13 protein-coding genes and 2 pseudogenes are annotated in these 14,825 nt (G+C 64.1%); 4 read left to right on the top strand and 11 right to left on the bottom strand.

What is annotated here, in order from left to right; translation table 11 throughout:
• Positions 1 to 7 precede the first annotated feature (7 nt).
• From ACZ1HA_RS09450 to ACZ1HA_RS09415, 8 genes are all read right to left on the bottom strand, one after another.
• Positions 8 to 922: an ABC transporter permease gene (locus ACZ1HA_RS09450; RefSeq protein ID WP_472713661.1), complete on the bottom strand. Its 915-nt coding sequence runs from the start codon at positions 920 to 922 to the stop codon at positions 8 to 10.
• Entirely contained in the window at positions 922 to 1,995 is a 1,074-nt protein-coding gene (locus tag ACZ1HA_RS09445; RefSeq protein ID WP_472713660.1) for an ABC transporter permease, read from the bottom strand. The genes ACZ1HA_RS09450 and ACZ1HA_RS09445 overlap by 1 nt, the downstream gene beginning before the upstream one ends.
• Positions 1,988 to 3,502 carry an ABC transporter ATP-binding protein gene (locus ACZ1HA_RS09440; RefSeq protein ID WP_472713659.1) on the bottom strand — a complete coding sequence of 505 codons (1,515 nt, stop codon included), beginning with the start codon at positions 3,500 to 3,502 and terminating at the stop codon, positions 1,988 to 1,990. The genes ACZ1HA_RS09445 and ACZ1HA_RS09440 overlap by 8 nt, the downstream gene beginning before the upstream one ends.
• On the bottom strand, positions 3,495 to 4,151 hold the full coding sequence (locus ACZ1HA_RS09435) for a glutathione S-transferase family protein (RefSeq protein ID WP_472713658.1): 657 nt from the start codon (positions 4,149 to 4,151) through the stop codon (positions 3,495 to 3,497). Before ACZ1HA_RS09435 ends, ACZ1HA_RS09440 begins: the two co-directional genes overlap by 8 nt.
• Complete coding sequence (locus tag ACZ1HA_RS09430; protein WP_436399223.1) at positions 4,148 to 4,993, bottom strand: aromatic ring-hydroxylating dioxygenase subunit alpha; 846 nt, start codon at positions 4,991 to 4,993, stop codon at positions 4,148 to 4,150. The genes ACZ1HA_RS09435 and ACZ1HA_RS09430 overlap by 4 nt, the downstream gene beginning before the upstream one ends.
• A complete protein-coding gene (locus ACZ1HA_RS09425) occupies positions 4,990 to 5,628 on the bottom strand; it encodes a Rieske 2Fe-2S domain-containing protein (RefSeq protein WP_472713657.1) in 639 nt (212 codons plus the stop codon). The genes ACZ1HA_RS09430 and ACZ1HA_RS09425 overlap by 4 nt, the downstream gene beginning before the upstream one ends.
• A gap of 127 nt (positions 5,629 to 5,755) precedes the next feature.
• Positions 5,756 to 6,025 (bottom strand): acylphosphatase, encoded by a 270-nt coding sequence (locus tag ACZ1HA_RS09420; protein WP_472713656.1) that lies wholly within the window; start codon positions 6,023 to 6,025, stop codon positions 5,756 to 5,758.
• Positions 6,025 to 6,507 (bottom strand): nucleoside deaminase, encoded by a 483-nt coding sequence (locus ACZ1HA_RS09415; protein ID WP_472713655.1) that lies wholly within the window; start codon positions 6,505 to 6,507, stop codon positions 6,025 to 6,027. The genes ACZ1HA_RS09420 and ACZ1HA_RS09415 overlap by 1 nt, the downstream gene beginning before the upstream one ends.
• 173 nt (positions 6,508 to 6,680) lie before the next feature.
• Between ACZ1HA_RS09415 and dusA the strand changes: the two genes are divergently transcribed.
• From dusA to ACZ1HA_RS09395, 4 genes are all read left to right on the top strand, one after another.
• A complete protein-coding gene (gene dusA / locus ACZ1HA_RS09410) occupies positions 6,681 to 7,691 on the top strand; it encodes a tRNA dihydrouridine(20/20a) synthase DusA (RefSeq protein ID WP_472713654.1) in 1,011 nt (336 codons plus the stop codon).
• Between the two features lie 21 nt (positions 7,692 to 7,712).
• Positions 7,713 to 8,537: a sulfite exporter TauE/SafE family protein gene (locus ACZ1HA_RS09405; protein ID WP_472713653.1), complete on the top strand. Its 825-nt coding sequence runs from the start codon at positions 7,713 to 7,715 to the stop codon at positions 8,535 to 8,537.
• Complete coding sequence (locus ACZ1HA_RS09400; protein WP_472713652.1) at positions 8,534 to 9,322, top strand: phytanoyl-CoA dioxygenase family protein; 789 nt, start codon at positions 8,534 to 8,536, stop codon at positions 9,320 to 9,322. The genes ACZ1HA_RS09405 and ACZ1HA_RS09400 overlap by 4 nt, the downstream gene beginning before the upstream one ends.
• Positions 9,323 to 9,408: 86 nt before the next feature.
• Positions 9,409 to 10,194 carry an inositol monophosphatase family protein gene (locus tag ACZ1HA_RS09395; protein ID WP_436399247.1) on the top strand — a complete coding sequence of 262 codons (786 nt, stop codon included), beginning with the start codon at positions 9,409 to 9,411 and terminating at the stop codon, positions 10,192 to 10,194.
• A 108-nt stretch (positions 10,195 to 10,302) separates the two neighbouring features.
• On the opposite strand, the pseudogene ACZ1HA_RS09390 reads toward ACZ1HA_RS09395, so the two are convergent.
• The 3 genes and pseudogenes from ACZ1HA_RS09390 to putA all read right to left on the bottom strand — a co-directional run.
• Positions 10,303 to 10,497, bottom strand: a pseudogene (locus ACZ1HA_RS09390) (GFA family protein); the annotation flags it as partial.
• 71 nt (positions 10,498 to 10,568) lie between these two features.
• Positions 10,569 to 11,311: pseudogene (locus ACZ1HA_RS09385) on the bottom strand (rhomboid family intramembrane serine protease).
• A 68-nt stretch (positions 11,312 to 11,379) separates the two neighbouring features.
• The gene (putA, locus tag ACZ1HA_RS09380; RefSeq protein WP_472713651.1) at positions 11,380 to 14,802 is read right to left on the bottom strand and encodes a bifunctional proline dehydrogenase/L-glutamate gamma-semialdehyde dehydrogenase PutA; all 3,423 of its coding nucleotides are present in this window, start codon (positions 14,800 to 14,802) and stop codon (positions 11,380 to 11,382) included.
• Positions 14,803 to 14,825: the final 23 nt, after the last annotated feature.

Here is a 14,825-nt window from a genome sequence, read left to right as displayed (position 1 = left end):
GGTGTCGTTACAGTCTGAAAGTCGCCCCGAGGCTTGCCGGGCTGTTGAGGCGGATGAAAAGCGTATTGCGCGAAATCAGTGCGAGCATGAAGATTGTCACCAGATAGGGCAAAGCTGACATCAGCTGGCTGGGCACATTTACGCCCAGTGCCTGGATTGACAGCTCCAGCAGCGAGATCGAGCCGAAAAGATAGGCACCAAAGGCAACGCGCGGCACCATCCAGGTGCCGAATACGGTCAGGGCCACGACGATCCAGCCGCGGCCGGCGATCATGCCTTCGGCCCAGAGCGGCGTGTAGGCTGTGGACATATAGGCCCCGCCGATGCCCGCCATTGCCCCGCCAAAAGCCACGCAGCCCGCGCGGATCCAGCGCACGCGCAGCCCCAGGGCATGGGCGTTTTCGGGGCTTTCGCCCACCGCGCGGATGGTCAGGCCCAGGCGGGTCCGGTTGAGCACATACCAGGTCGCAAAGACCAGCACGATGGACAGATAGACCATCACATCCTGCTGAAAAAACATCGGGCCGATCACCGGGATCTGCGCCAGGGGACCCAGCGGCAGGTCCGGCACACCGGGCAGGGTCATGCTCTCGAACTTTTTGCCGATGGCCGAGGACAGGCCGAGCCCCAGAATGCCGATGGCCAGACCCGAGGCGGTCTGGTTGGCCCGGAAGACCAGTGTCACCACTGCAAAGATGAGCGACAGCAATGCGCCCAGCACGGCGGCTGCGAGAAAACCGACCGTGTAGGAGCCCGAAACAGTTGCCGCGACAAACCCCATAGCCGCGCCGGTTGCCATCATCCCCTCGATCCCGAGGTTCAGCATGCCGGATTTTTCCGCCACCAGTTCGCCCATCGCAGCAAATATCAGCGCCGTTGCTGCCGCCAGAGTGCCGCTTACCATGAAAATCAGGACATCCATCAGACGGGGGCCTCCCGCACCAGACGCAGGCGCATGGTCAGCAGCAGCGAACAGGCCAGATAGGAGATCAGCAGGATGCCCTGCAGGATACCCGTGACGGCATCGGGCACGCCCACGCTGAGCAGGGCGAAATCGCCGCCCACATAGACCAGCGCCATGATGGCGGAGGCAAAGAGGATACCGATGGGGTTCAGCCCGCCCAGGACGGCCACGATGATGCCCGCATATCCATAACCGGGCGAGATATTCCGCTGGAGCAGCCCCAGCGGGCCCGCAACCTCACCGACCCCGGCCAGACCCGCAGCACCACCGGACACCAGCAGTGCAATCCAGATCGCGCGTTTCGACGAGAAGCCGGCATAGACGGCGGCTCCTGGTGCCAGCCCGCCCACAGACAGTTTGTAGCTCGCAAAGCTGTAGCGCACGCAAACGACCGCAACGGCCGTGGCCACAAGTCCCATATAGAGGGAGGCGTTGGCGCGGGTGCCGTCAATGATCACAGGAAAGATGGCGTTCTGCCCGAAGGTGATGGACTGCGGGAAATTGAAGCCCATCGGGTCCTTCAGCGGCCCCGTGACGAGGTAATAGAGCAACTGCAGCGCCACACTGGTCAGCATGAAAGTCACAAGAATTTCGTTGGCGTTGAACTGCGTGCGCAGGAACGCCGCAATCGCGGCCCAGGCCATACCGGCCAGCATGCCCGCCAGGATCATGCCGGGCAGCAGCAGCGGTGAGGTGGAGCCGTCGAACCAGATGGCCAGCACCGACGCGGCGATGGCCCCCAGAATAAGCTGGCCCTCGGCGCCGATGTTCCAGACCTGCGCGCGGAACCCGATGGCCAGGCCCTGGGCGATCAGCAGCAGAGGCGCCATTTTCAGCAGAACCTCGCCAATGCCGTAGGTGGTGAGCAGGGGTTCGACAAACACGGCATGCAGGCCGCGCAGCGGGGCGACGCCATAGATGGCAAAGAGCACCGCGCCACCGATCAGCGTGAGCACCAGCGCCAGGGCGGCCACCTGAATGGGGGCGATGATCGAGTTTGTTTCGCGGGGCTCCAGCACGAATTTAGCCATGCGCGGCCTCCAGCTCGTCGAATTCTCCGGCCATGGCGAGGCCGATATGGTCGATGTCGGTCTGACCGACGGGGACGGCCTGGGAGAGCCGGCCACGGAACATGACCTGGATGCGGTCACAGACTTCCATGAGCTCTTCCAGCTCTTCAGAGACGATCAGAACGGCAACGCCTTCGGCGCGCAGATCGAGCAGGCGCTGGCGGATTGCGGCAGCGGCCCCCACATCAACGCCCCATGTCGGCTGTTCAGCTATCAGAACGCGGGGGGACAGGGCCATTTCACGGCTCACGATGAATTTCTGCAGATTGCCGCCCGACAGAGACTGTGCGGCGGCGTCGGGGCCGCTGCACCGGACATCCATGCCGTTGATGGTCTCGGTGGCACGGGCCCGCCTGCGGCGCAGGTTCAGAAAACCGGATCGCAGCAGACCGGCGTGAAAGGTCGTAAGCCCTACGTTTTCGGCCAGCGTATGGCCCGGCACGGCACCACGGCCCAGGCGTTCCTCGGGGATAAAGTGCAGACCGGCGGCGCGCCGGGCGTCAGGGCCAAGATTGCCGATGGGCTGTCCTTCGAGCGTGACCGTTCCGGCCTGGGTGCGGAATTCGCCCGCCAGTGCCCGCATCAGCGCACCCTGACCGTTGCCGGACACACCCGCGATGCCCAGAATTTCCCCGCTGTTCAGCGACAGGTTCAGACCGCTCAGGCGTGGGGCATAGGGGTTTTCAGGGGCGTGATCCAGGTCGCGCACCCGCAGCACTTCGCGGCTCTCCGGCGAGGGCGCGCGCGTGCCGAAGGCCGGAATTTCCTGCCCGATCATCAGCTGCGTGAGGCTTTTGGCCGTTTCCTCTTTGGGATTCACGACACCAACCACCCGGCCACCGCGCATGATTGTCGCCGTGTCGCACAGCGCGCGGATCTCATCCAGTTTGTGCGAAATGAACACCACAGCGATGCCTTCGGCAGCCAGGGTGCGCAGTGTTTCAAAGAGCTTCGCAATGCCCTGCGGCGGCAGCACGGATGTGGGCTCGTCGAGAATAATGAGTTTGGGCTCCTGCAGAATGCAACGCAGGATTTCGATCCGCTGACGCTCGCCCACGGTCAGGGAATGCACGCGGGCGTCGGGTTCGACCTCCAGGCCGAACCTCTCGGAGGCGGTGCGGATGCGCGCCGCAAGGTCAGCCATGCTGCCTTCGACAGCCAGCGAAATGTTTTCGGTCACGGTCAGCGTTTCAAAGAGCGAAAAGTGCTGGAATACCATGCCGATCCCCAGACGCCGGGCCTCGGCGGGGGAGGTGATCTCAACGGGCTGTCCCTGCCAGGACACCGTGCCCGCGTCAGGTTTCACAACACCGTAGATCACCTTCATCAGTGTGGATTTGCCCGCACCGTTTTCGCCCAGCACCGCGTGGATCTGACCCGCCTCTACCTGGAAATCCACCGCATCATTGGCAATTGTGCGGCCGTAGACTTTTGTGACCCCGGAAATATTCAGAATGGGATCAGTCATCAACGGCTTCTGTCTTTTCATGGCGATAATGAATGCCCGGCATGGTCACAAACCCCGGCAGGCCACGGATGGCGTACAGCCAGTTGCGGATGGCCGGGTAGCCGTCGTGCTCAAGCCCTGCGTCCGGGCTGAGGGCGACGTATGGAAAACAGGCAATGTCCGCGATGGTGGGCCCATCACCGGCGACCCAGAGGCCACCGTCCAGCACCCGGTCCGTCAGGTGACGTTCGAGCGCGCGCAGATCGCGTATCGCTGAGGCGCGCGCAGCGTCGCCATCCACGGGCCAGTTGAGCATGGTGTGCAGACGTGCGAGACCTGCGCTTTGCGTCAGACGGCCGGAAAAGCCCAGCCATTCCTGCACCACAGCCAGCCGCGCAGCATCAGTGACGGGGAACCACGCCCCGGTCGCGTCGTGATGCGTGGCCAGCCAGGTCAGCATCGCCTGAGTTTCGGTCAGCACCATGTCGCCTGCGGTTAGCACCGGCAGCGTGCCCGCCGGGTTGAGCGCGAGCATCCGGGGCGAGCGGTGTTCCAGGCCGGGATAGAAATCAACGGCGACCGTTTTATAGGAGACGCCCAGCAGTGATGCCATCAGGCGGATCTTGTAGCAGTTTCCGGAGAGGACGTAGTTGTAGAGCGTGAAAGTCATGCGGCGGTCGTCTGCGCTCCGTATGTGGCGCCTTTGCGCTTGAGCCAGCGGCGGTACACCACCGAGGTCAGATCACAGCGTGTGGGGATTTCCATGCGCGGGTCGAGTGGCAGCAGCGTCGGCTTCTGGTTTTCCAGAATGGAGCGGTCCTGGAGGAAAATTTCCTGCTGGAACTGTACGAGGTCGGCGTATTCAGAGACCTCATCATAGAGCGCCATCCAGGGCCATGCGATGCAGGTCTGATCCGTCACGGGCTGCACGAAAATGGCGATCACATCCCAGGATGCAGGCTTCGGCGGGCAGGTCTTGTAGAGCACAGCTGTGGTTGGGGCAGGGACGCGGTATTCGTATTGCGTTTCAATGGCTTCTGTCGCACTTTTAGCGGCCTGGGGCTGGTGAAAGCCGATCTGAGTGGCCCAGACCTCGTCTACATCCTCGCGGATTTCCACTTTGTAGGGGGCGACTTCGGTATGCGGCTCTTCGCCAAGGATGCCGGTGTGCACGAACGGGAAATGCGCGATGTCGAGAAAGTTCTCGACCGCGCGCAGGGGAGAGCAGCGCACCTGCACTCCGCCACAGGGCACAAACACCCGGTCCTGCTCGGCGGCCTCGTCAATTTCAAAGAGCGGGCGCGGGTCTGTGCCGGTGGTCGTCCAGACATGGTCGTAGCGCACCTGCACGGGCAGCTGGCGGCCATCCTCTGCGATGACCACGGGGGCCTCAAATGTGCCGGACACTGTTACGGGCTGGCCCAGAAGCCGGGTCTGAAACGAGCCGCCAGCACCCATGCGCGCGGCATCGGCGACGACATACCAGTCATTGGATGCATATGCCTGGCTCATGCGGTGGTCTCCTCAGCAACGTCGCGGGCCGCCTCGCACCAGCGCGACAGGGCCTTGCACATCGCGACGGGCGTGCCGTCCCCGACAAGGACATGGACCATGGTTTCATCGTCGCCCAGAGGGGCCGCGTGGAGCGTCACACCGGTATCGCCGACCTGCAACGCGCCCGAGGGCAGCAGGGCCGGGGGCTTACCCTCGAAGGGCGTCTCGCGCAGCGCCTGCAACGCGCGGTCCGGCGTGCAGGAAAAGCTCAGGCTGCGCAGCGGGGTTGCTGCGTCTTTGCCGGGCGCGGGGTCGGCATCGCCCTGCGTGCTGACGCGGATCACGCCTGCGCCCTCGGTCACACTGAACACCCTGGCACCGATTGTTTCGGGCGGTTCGAGGTCCGGGTGTGCGGGGATATAGGCGCAGACGCCGTCTTTGCGGTAGTGCCATCCGTGATAAAGACAGGCCAGATGGCCGTCCCTCACAAAACCATGGCTGAGCCGCATGCCCCTGTGCGGGCAGCGGTTGTCCCAGGCATGCAGCCCGCCGTTCTCATCGCGCCAGACGGCCAGGTCCTGGCCCTGCACCTCAGCGCGCATGACACGTCCCGGCGCGAGATCGCGCGAAAGTCCGACAGCAACAGACGTCATCTGATATCCCCACCTCGCTTTTCTGGTTAGGCCAACACCCGCAATCGCAAAAACCAAAAACTGTTCCCCGTGATCATCCTATCAGCCCATTTTCAGATTTGCACAAATTTTAGGCGTGCGGATGTCGTCACAGCGCAGTGAAGCGCCCCGGCTGCCCGTTAAAGGTGTAGGGCGCGCGCGCAATCGTTTCGACCATGGCTTCGGCAGGGCCCAGACTGCAGGCGGCTTCCATCGCGTCAATCAGCGCATCCGGCCCTGCGAGGACGATAAACAGGGTGCCCTCGTCTTTGCGCTTGACCCATCCCTGCAGGTCAAGCAACTGACCGCGGTGCAGAATCCAGGGCAGAATCGTCTGTGCGGAAAGCCGGCCGGTCAGGGTCAGTGCGGTGCCCTGCATCAGGCGTTCCAGAAGCGGATGTGCTGATCAGCGATCTCGCTTTCCAGCTCTGCAAAAGGGCCGCGCACGTCCACGGGCCGCTGACCGGAGCCAAAGATGACGCGGCATTCCAGATCCTGTGTCGGGTTCTCCGGGTCGTCCCCGGTCAGCTCGCCCAGGCGTTTTTCGGTCATGCCAAAGACAACGGCACCGATCTCTGCCCAGTAGATTGTGCCGGAACACATGGAGCAGGGCTCCACTGAGGTGTAGAGTGTGGCCTGCCGCAGGACAGCGACGCTGAAGCGGCGGGCTGCGTCCCGTGCCAGGTTGGTTTCCGCATGCCCGGGGCCACGGTCGACAGAAAAGGAGTTTTTGCCCTCGGCCAGGATCTCACCATCTGCAGAGACCAGAACGGCTCCGAAAGGGTGGTTGCCCTCTGACACCGCCTCATCTGCCAGAGCGATGGTGCGCCTGAGAAAGGTCAGATCCTGTGCTTTTGTCATGCAGCCCCCCATTGCGGCGCGGTATGGCCGCAAGGTTAGCAACAAGGACGGTTGATGCAAAGCCCGCCGTGCCGTCGCGATCCGTGCTGTGACGTTGTGCCCGTGACGCCGCGGGGCGCATATTGTATGCACGGCGCGCGAGTCGCTCAGATCGGGACCCGGGAGGTCTTTTCATGCCCATGCATACTGCTGCCCGCGCGGCCCGGCTGTCGGTTGCGCCCATGATGGACTGGACAGACCGGCATTGCCGGATGCTGCACCGGCAGCTGACGGCTGAGGCGCTGCTCTATACGGAAATGGTGACGTCGGCGGCACTGGTGCGCGGTGGGGCGACCCATCTTCTGGCGCATTCGCCGCAGGAGCATCCCGTGGCGCTGCAGCTCGGCGGGTCGGATCCGGCGGAGCTGGCGGAGGCCGCACGGTTGGGCGCAGAGGCCGGCTACGCAGAGATCAACCTGAATGTCGGATGCCCGTCAGACCGGGTGCAGTCGGGGTGCTTCGGCGCGGTGCTGATGGAACAGCCCGCACTGGTGGCCGACTGCGTCAAAGCCATGCAGCGCGCGGTGGATATTGATGTAACGGTCAAATGCCGGATCGGCGTGGATGATCAGGACCCCGAAGAGGTCCTGCCGGAGTTTCTTGCCCGCATTGTCGGGGCCGGGTGTGAACGTGTTGCCATCCACGCCCGCAAAGCCTGGCTCCATGGGCTGAGCCCCAAGGAAAACCGGGACATCCCACCTCTGGACTATGACCTGGTGCACAGGATGAAGGGGCTTTTTCCCAACCTGCATATCTCGGTGAACGGCGGGATCACCACGCTGGAACAGGCGCAGGCCTTTCTGGACGGCGGGCTGGATGGTGTGATGATCGGGCGCGAGGCTTATCACAACCCGATGGGGGTGCTGGCCGCCGCCGATCCGGTCATTTTCGGACGTGGCCGGACCCGCACCGCGGAAGAGGCCGTGGCCAGGATGCTGCCCTACATCGACGCACATGTGGCAGACGGCGGACGGCTGGGCCAGGTGACACGTCACATGCTGGGTCTTTTCAACGGCCGGCCGGGCGCTCGGGCCTGGCGGCGCATGCTCTCTGAGGGGGCGAACCGGTCGGGGGCGGGCCGTGCCCTTGTGGAGGAGGCTCTGGCGCAGATCCAGCCCAACGTGCCGCTTGCCTCCACAGCCTGACAGACAACGGAATTCCTGAAGATGCCTGATCCTGTCCTGCTCGTGCAGATGACCGTCCTGCTCGCCATCATCGGCGCCTTTGCTGGTGTTCTGGCAGGGCTTCTCGGCGTGGGGGGCGGGATTGTCCTGGTGCCCGCCTATTTCTTTGCCTTCACGACCCTGGGATATGGCGGTGACGCGCTGATGCAGGTCTGTGTGGCGACGTCACTGGCCACAATCATCGTGACCTCTATGCGTTCGGTGCTCAGCCACAACAAAACCGGCGCGGTTATCTGGCCCATTCTGCGCGGCTGGGCACCGGGGATTATGGCGGGGGCCGTGGTGGGCATGCTGGTCGTGGCGCAGTTGCGCAGTTCGACCCTGCAGCTGCTTTTCGGTCTGCTTGCAATGACCGTCGGGCTTTATATGGCGCTGGGCCGCAGTGAGTGGCGGCTGGGGCATGAGATGCCCACGGGGCTGCGCAGGATCGCGGTGTCCCCGGTGGTGGGCTTTCTGTCCGTGCTGATGGGCGTGGGGGGCGGCAGTTTCGGGGTGCCGCTGATGACGCTTTACGGCACGGCCATTCACCGGGCGGTGGCAACGGCGGCAGGGTTCGGACTGCTCATCGCGGCACCTGCTGTTCTTGGCTTTCTGCTGACCCCGGTGGATGCAGCGGCGCGGCCGCCGGGCACGGTCGGTTCCGTGAACCTGGCCGCTTTCCTGCTGACCATCGCGATGACCCTGATCACCACGCCGCTGGGCGCGCGGCTGGCCCACAGCCTTGACCCCGTACGCCTGCGGCGCGTTTTCGCTGTATTTCTGCTGCTGGTGGCCGCGAATATGGTGCGCAAGGCGCTGGGCGGGTGAAGGATTATTTGGAAAAGGGCTGGTGCGTTTTCCCGCCAGAGCCTGCGCTGCAGGACTGGGTACGCCATGCCGCGCGGGATGCAGAGCGCGCGCTGAACGATCCGGCTCTGGCCCATCTGCACCAGTGTGGCGGCACCTGGTTTGTCGGGCTGGATGCGCTGGCCAATGACGCTGAGGGGCGGGTTGCCGGGTCCGGGCCGCTGGCGGGGCGCGCCGTCGATTTCCTCGCCGCACAGCCTGGCGGCTGGCCCGCGCTGCACCGCGCGCAGCTCTCGGTGACCTTTCCGGGCTATCCGCAGCCGCGTGAGGGAGAAACCGGGCCTGCGTTCCGCTACCGCCTGAACCGTGATGCGGCCCATGTGGACGGGCTGATCGGTGAGGGAACTCCCAAGCGCCGTTTCGTGCGGGAACCGCATGCCTTCATCCTCGGCATTCCCCTGAACGACGCAGGCCGCGACGCGGCCCCGCTGGTGGTCTGGGACGGCAGCCACCGGATGATGCAGCAGGCCTTTCAGGCCGTCTTCCGGGGATGCCCGCCGGACCTCATGTCAGAGCGTGATGTGACCGAAATCTATCAGGAAACCCGCCGCCGTGTGTTTGAATCCTGCGCCCGCGTTGTGGTCACGGCACCACCCGGCAGTGCGATTGTGCTGCACCGGATGACCCTGCACGGCGTTGCCCCCTGGGCCAAAGCGGCAGATGCCGCGGGCGGGCGGCGCATGATTGCCTATTTCCGGCCCGAAATGCCCGGCGGCGTTCCGGCCTGGCTTGCACCGGACGCATGACCGCTGGTCGTGCGGTCCGCACCCCCTTGGCAAGGGCGTGCGCCTCGCCTATACGCGCAGCCTGAACATCGCACGAGGGTCCGGACATGACAGGCAGCGCAAATCTCAACATCATGATCAAGGCCGCCCGCAAGGCAGGCCGGTCGCTGGTCAAGGATTTCCGCGAAGTTGAGAACCTGCAGGTGTCGATGAAAGGTGCCGGCGACTTTGTGTCCCGCGCCGACCTGAACGCCGAAAAGATCATCAAAGAAGAACTGATGGGCGCGCGCCCGACCTATGGCTGGGTGGGCGAGGAATCCAAAGAGGAAGAGGGCCAGGACCCGACGCGCCGCTGGATTGTCGACCCGCTGGACGGCACCACGAATTACCTGCACGGCCTGCCGCACTGGGCGGTGTCGATCGCCCTGGAGCACAAAGGCCAGATCGTTGCGGGTGTCGTGTTCGACCCGGCCAAGGACGAGATGTTCTGGGCGGAAAAAGGGGCCGGGGCCTGGATGAACGAGAGCCGTCTGCGCGTCTCGGGCCGTATCCGCATGATCGAGAGTGTTTTTGCCACCGGTCTGCCGTTTGGTGGCCGGGGGGATCTGCCGGACACGCTGCGCGAGCTTGGCCGTGTGCTGCCCGGATGTGCGGGCGTGCGCCGCTGGGGCGCTGCGGCCCTTGATCTGGCTTATGTGGCCGCCGGCCGTTACGACGGATACTGGGAACGGCGTCTGAATGCCTGGGACATCGCTGCGGGCACCATCATTGTGCGCGAAGCGGGCGGTCTGGCTGAACCCATCGACCCCAGCGGTGACATCGTTGCAGATGGCACGATCATCTGCGCCAATGAGGCGCTGTTTTCGCCCCTGGCGAAACTGATCCGCGACTGATCCCGCTCAGCTGTCCGAGGGGTGATTTACCCCGTCGTGCCAGACCATCGGTTCGTAGTCTGTCGGGTCCTGCCCGTCGATGCAACCGATGTTCACACCAATCTCTGACGGATCAGACCGGCGGCGGTGATGCGTGTAAATCCCGCAGATGCCGCAGAAATAATGCTCTGCTGTGCGCGTGCCGAACTGATAGAGCCGCAGGTTCTCTGCGCCCGAGATGATGTCCAGTGAATCGTATGCGCAGCTCACATTGCCCGCCTGACGGCGACGACAGAAGGAACAGGTGCAGCGCGCAGGTGTCATGCCGCGCCCGCGCAGCCGGGCGGATATCACGATACTGCCACAGTGACAGCGCGCGGTGATGCGCTCGCTTGTCATTTGCGCCCCACTTTCGGAATACGGCTCTGTTCAAAGGTGTAGCGCGCTTCGGGATGCGGCGGCTGGCCGTGCGTGCGTTCCCAGAACGCAGGTCCCCGCGCGCGAGCCACACCGGAACGGCCAGGATCAGGCCGGCCACAAAGCCGCCCGCATGGGCCCAGTAGGCCACGCCGCCGCCACCTGTGTCCGACCCGAGCCCGCCGAGAAACTGCATGCCGAACCAGACGGCCAGCATGATCCAGGCCGGGATCGGAAAGACTTTAAAGAACACAATCAGGATGAGCAGGATGTCGACACGCGCCTTTGGGAAAAGCAGCAGGTATCCCCCCATCACGCCCGCAATAGCACCCGATGCCCCGACCGTCGGCACGGTTGAGCCAGGATCAATCGCCACCTGCGCCAGCGAGGCTAGAACGCCCGACAAAAGATAGAACACCAGATAGCCCAGATGTCCCATCGTATCTTCTATATTGTCGCCGAAGATCCACAAAAAGAGCATGTTGCCTGCAAGGTGCATGATACCACCATGCAGAAAGATGGATGTGATCAGCGTATAGAATCCGTCGCCATCGGTGATACGCGCAGGAATCATTGCCCATTCAAACCACAGCGCGTTGATGACACGGGCATTTTCCATGTCACCCCAGTAGCTGAGGAAAATGAGAATGTTCATCGCCATGAGGCCCCAGGTCACCCAGGGCGTGCGGCCGGACGGATTGTGATCGCGGATCGGAAACATGGGCCCACGCTGGGCGATTGCACGAGCAGGGTCAAGGACCGCCGCGCTGAAGGCGGCGGTCCTTTGTCTCAGGATGCAGCACCGAGCAGTGCCGCGTTCCCGCCGGAAGCTGTCGTATCCACACAGACGTGCCGTTCGGCCCGGACACGGGCCTCATCCGGGCGGCCCGGGATCAGCGGGATGATCGCCCCCTTGCGGGCGGCCAGCGCCTGTTCGATGCCGCGCGCGGTGTCCGTGTCGCCCCACCACAGAACGCCGCCCCATGCGGGGCCATTCGTGAGTGTTGCCGGATCAATGCTGCCGGTGGTTTCGACGGTGACCCCGCCCAGGGCACGCACCGCGCGGGCCTGAGCTGCAACCGTCGCAGTGCCAGGCCCCATGCAAAGCAGTGGCGCGCGCGGCAGCGTGCTCAGCCGGTTGGATTCGCCGGTGGGCCCCGGCAGGGACAGGGTACTCAGCCCCGTGCGCTGGTGATCCGACATCGCGGGTAGCGCCTGCATCGCGGTGTCCCAGACCGCGTCGGTGCTTTCACGCTCCGGCGCGCCGAACCGCGGCAGATAGCTTGGTCCGCCTGCCTTGGGGCCGGTGCCTGACAGACCCTCACCACCAAAGGGCTGGCTGCCGACAATTGCACCGATCTGGTTGCGGTTGATATAGACGTTGCCGGCCTCAATGCGCTCCGCCACATGCTGCACCCGGTCATCGATGCGGGTGTGCAGACCAAAGGTCAGGCCGTAGCCCGTGGCATTGATGTCATCGATGATGCTGTCCAGCTGATGTGACCCAAAGGTGGCCAGGTGCAGCACCGGACCAAAGATCTCACGCTCAAGGTCCGCGATACCGTTCACACGGATCAGGGTGGGCGCAATGAAGGTGCCATGTTCCGGCACAGGCAACTCTTCGATCACCCGTTTTTCTGCGCGTGCTGTGGCGATGTGATCCGCAATAACCCTGTGAGCCGCATCATCAATCACCGGACCCAGATCGGTGCTCAGGTGCCAGGGATCGCCGACATTCAGGGCGTGCATCGCGCCTCTGAGCATTTTGATGAAGTCTTCCGCGATGTCCTCCTGAACGTAGAGGCAGCGCAGTGCCGAGCAACGCTGTCCGGCGGACTGAAATGCGCTTTCGATAATGGACTGCACGGCCTGTTCCGGCAGGGCGGTGCTGTCCACAATCATGGCGTTCAGGCCGCCGGTTTCCGCGATCAGCGGCGTCCCGGGCAGGCAGTGCAGGGCCATATTGCTGCGGATCCGCTGGGCTGTGGCGGTGGAGCCGGTAAAGGCAACGCCGTTCACACGCGCGTCAGATGTCAGCATCGCACCGATGTCCCCGCCGCCCGGCAAAAGCTGCAACGCCGCGCGCGGAACGCCTGCCTCGTGCAGCAGCGATACGGCAAGATCGGCAATCAGCGGCGTCTGTTCGGCAGGTTTGGCCAGAACGGCGTTACCGGCGGCGAGGGCTGCGGAAATCTGCCCGCAGAAAATCGCCAGCGGGAAGTTCCAGGGGGAAATGCATGTAAAGATGCCTGCCGCGGGCGTGTCCGTCGCCTGGGCCGCGTAATACCGCAGAAAATCAACCGCTTCGCGCAGTTCCGCAACACAGTCAGGCATCGTTTTGCCCGCCTCCCGTGCCAGCAGCGCAAATATCTGACCGTAGTTCTCTTCGAGCAGATGGCTCGCGCGGATCAGGACGGCGCGGCGTGTTTCAAGCGGGGCCTGCCATGGTGCTGCGGCGTCAAAGGCTGCGGCGACGTCACCGGCAGTGGCCTGCCGGACGGTGCCGGGGCTGTCGCCCGGATCGGTCGGGTTGGTGACAGCGCGCGCAGCCTCCGGATCGGCAGGGCAGGCCAGCAAGGGGGCGGCGTCTGATGTGCGGTGACGCCAGGGCGTGCGGGCTTCTTCGATGGCGTCCAGCGTCTGCGTGTGCGCCAGATCAAACCCCTGTGCATTGTCCCGTACGGGCTGGAACAGATCCGGCCCGCGCGCGATGTTGTGCCGCCCGGGTTCATCGAGGGCCGCGAAAGGGTCCGCCGCCACAACTTCCGGGGGGACATCCTCGTCCACAATCTGGTTCACAAAACTGGAGTTTGCGCCGTTCTCCAGCAGTCGCCTGACGAGATAGGCGAGCAGGTCGCGGTGTGCGCCCACAGGCGCGTAAATCCGGCAGCGCGTGCCGTTTTGCTCCATCACCAGCCGGTGCAGCGTCTCACCCATGCCGTGCAGACGCTGGAACTCATAGCTTTCCGGATCATCGGCCATATGCAGGATGGCGGCGACAGTGTGGGCGTTGTGCGTGGCAAACTGCGGGTAAATCCGGTCGGTCATGCGCAGCAGACGCCGCGCGTTTGCGATGTAGGACACATCCGTGGCCGCCTTGCGCGTGAACACCGGGAAACCGTCGACGCCTTCGACCTGGGCCTGTTTGATCTCAGTGTCCCAGTAGGCCCCTTTGACCAGCCGCACCATAAGACGACGGTCGTGCCGTTCGGCCATAGCATAAAGCGCATCAATCACGGTACCGGCCCGCGGGCCGTAGGCCTGGACCACGACGCCAAACCCATCCCATCCGGCGAGGGCAGGTTCGGACATCACACGGTCGATCACCTCCAGTGACAGGGCCAGACGGTCGGCTTCTTCGGCATCGACGTTCAGGCCCATGCCCGCCGATTTGGCCAGCAGGGCAAGCGCCCGCAGACGCGGCACCAGGTCGGTCATCACGGCCTCTTCCTGCGCAACTTCGTAGCGCGGATGCAGGGCCGACAGTTTTACGGAAATGCCGGGATTGCGGCGGATATCACTGTCCGTGCAGGCAGTGGCAATGGCCGAGATCGCCCGGGAGTAGCTCAGGTGATAGCGCTTGGCGTCGGCTTCTGTCCGGGCGGCCTCACCGAGCATGTCATAGGAGTAAGTAAATCCACTTTTCTCCATGCCTTCAGCGCGTTGCATCGCGGCATTGATGTCCTCGCCAAGAACAAACTGGCGGCCCATTTCCTTCATTGCGCGGCTGACGGCCGTGCGGATGACCGGCTCACCCAGCCGCCGGATCGCAGCCCGCAGATGCCGCACTGGTCCGGGCTGTTCGTCGTCCAGCACCCGCCCGGTCAGCATCAGCGCCCAGGTCGAAGCGTTCACAAGGCTGGACGTGGAGTGCCCGAGGTGGCGGCCCCAGTCGGAGGGAGCTATCTTATCCTCAATCAGGGCGTCGATTGTGTCGGCGTCCGGCACCCGCAACAGGGCTTCAGCAAGACACATCAGCGCCACGCCTTCATCCGTGGACAGACCGTATTCGGCCAGGAAAACCTCCATCAGACCGGGGGCCGTACTGCTGCGGATGTCCCGTACCAGGGACGCGGCCAGGTCGCAGATGCTCTGCCGGTCCTGCTCTGACAGGCCGGCGGTCCGGATCAGGTCCTGCAGTACCTCGTCCTGGTCTGCGTAGGTTCCGGCGTCGATGAGGTGGCGCAGCGTTGGTGAAGTATCGCGGGGCATGGCGGTTCTCCAGATCATGCATT

This window comes from Roseobacter sp. S87, assembly GCF_055693285.1.
Note: the sequence above shows the minus strand (reverse complement) of the source record. Positions and strands in the feature narration are given on the sequence as shown.

Excerpts from the sequence above, each read along its gene's own strand:
- ACZ1HA_RS09425 (WP_472713657.1), bottom strand. The coding sequence starts at position 5,628 with ATGACGTCTGTTGCTGTCGGACTTTCGCGCGATCTCGCGCCGGGACGT.
- ACZ1HA_RS09415 (WP_472713655.1), bottom strand. The coding sequence starts at position 6,507 with ATGACAAAAGCACAGGATCTGACCTTTCTCAGGCGCACCATCGCTCTG.
- ACZ1HA_RS09405 (WP_472713653.1), top strand. The coding sequence starts at position 7,713 with ATGCCTGATCCTGTCCTGCTCGTGCAGATGACCGTCCTGCTCGCCATC.
- ACZ1HA_RS09450 (WP_472713661.1), bottom strand. The coding sequence starts at position 922 with ATGGATGTCCTGATTTTCATGGTAAGCGGCACTCTGGCGGCAGCAACG.
- ACZ1HA_RS09440 (WP_472713659.1), bottom strand. The coding sequence starts at position 3,502 with ATGACTGATCCCATTCTGAATATTTCCGGGGTCACAAAAGTCTACGGC.
- putA (WP_472713651.1), bottom strand. The coding sequence starts at position 14,802 with ATGCCCCGCGATACTTCACCAACGCTGCGCCACCTCATCGACGCCGGA.
- dusA (WP_472713654.1), top strand. The coding sequence starts at position 6,681 with ATGCCCATGCATACTGCTGCCCGCGCGGCCCGGCTGTCGGTTGCGCCC.
- ACZ1HA_RS09445 (WP_472713660.1), bottom strand. The coding sequence starts at position 1,995 with ATGGCTAAATTCGTGCTGGAGCCCCGCGAAACAAACTCGATCATCGCC.
- ACZ1HA_RS09430 (WP_436399223.1), bottom strand. The coding sequence starts at position 4,993 with ATGAGCCAGGCATATGCATCCAATGACTGGTATGTCGTCGCCGATGCC.
- ACZ1HA_RS09435 (WP_472713658.1), bottom strand. The coding sequence starts at position 4,151 with ATGACTTTCACGCTCTACAACTACGTCCTCTCCGGAAACTGCTACAAG.
- ACZ1HA_RS09395 (WP_436399247.1), top strand. The coding sequence starts at position 9,409 with ATGACAGGCAGCGCAAATCTCAACATCATGATCAAGGCCGCCCGCAAG.
- ACZ1HA_RS09420 (WP_472713656.1), bottom strand. The coding sequence starts at position 6,025 with ATGCAGGGCACCGCACTGACCCTGACCGGCCGGCTTTCCGCACAGACG.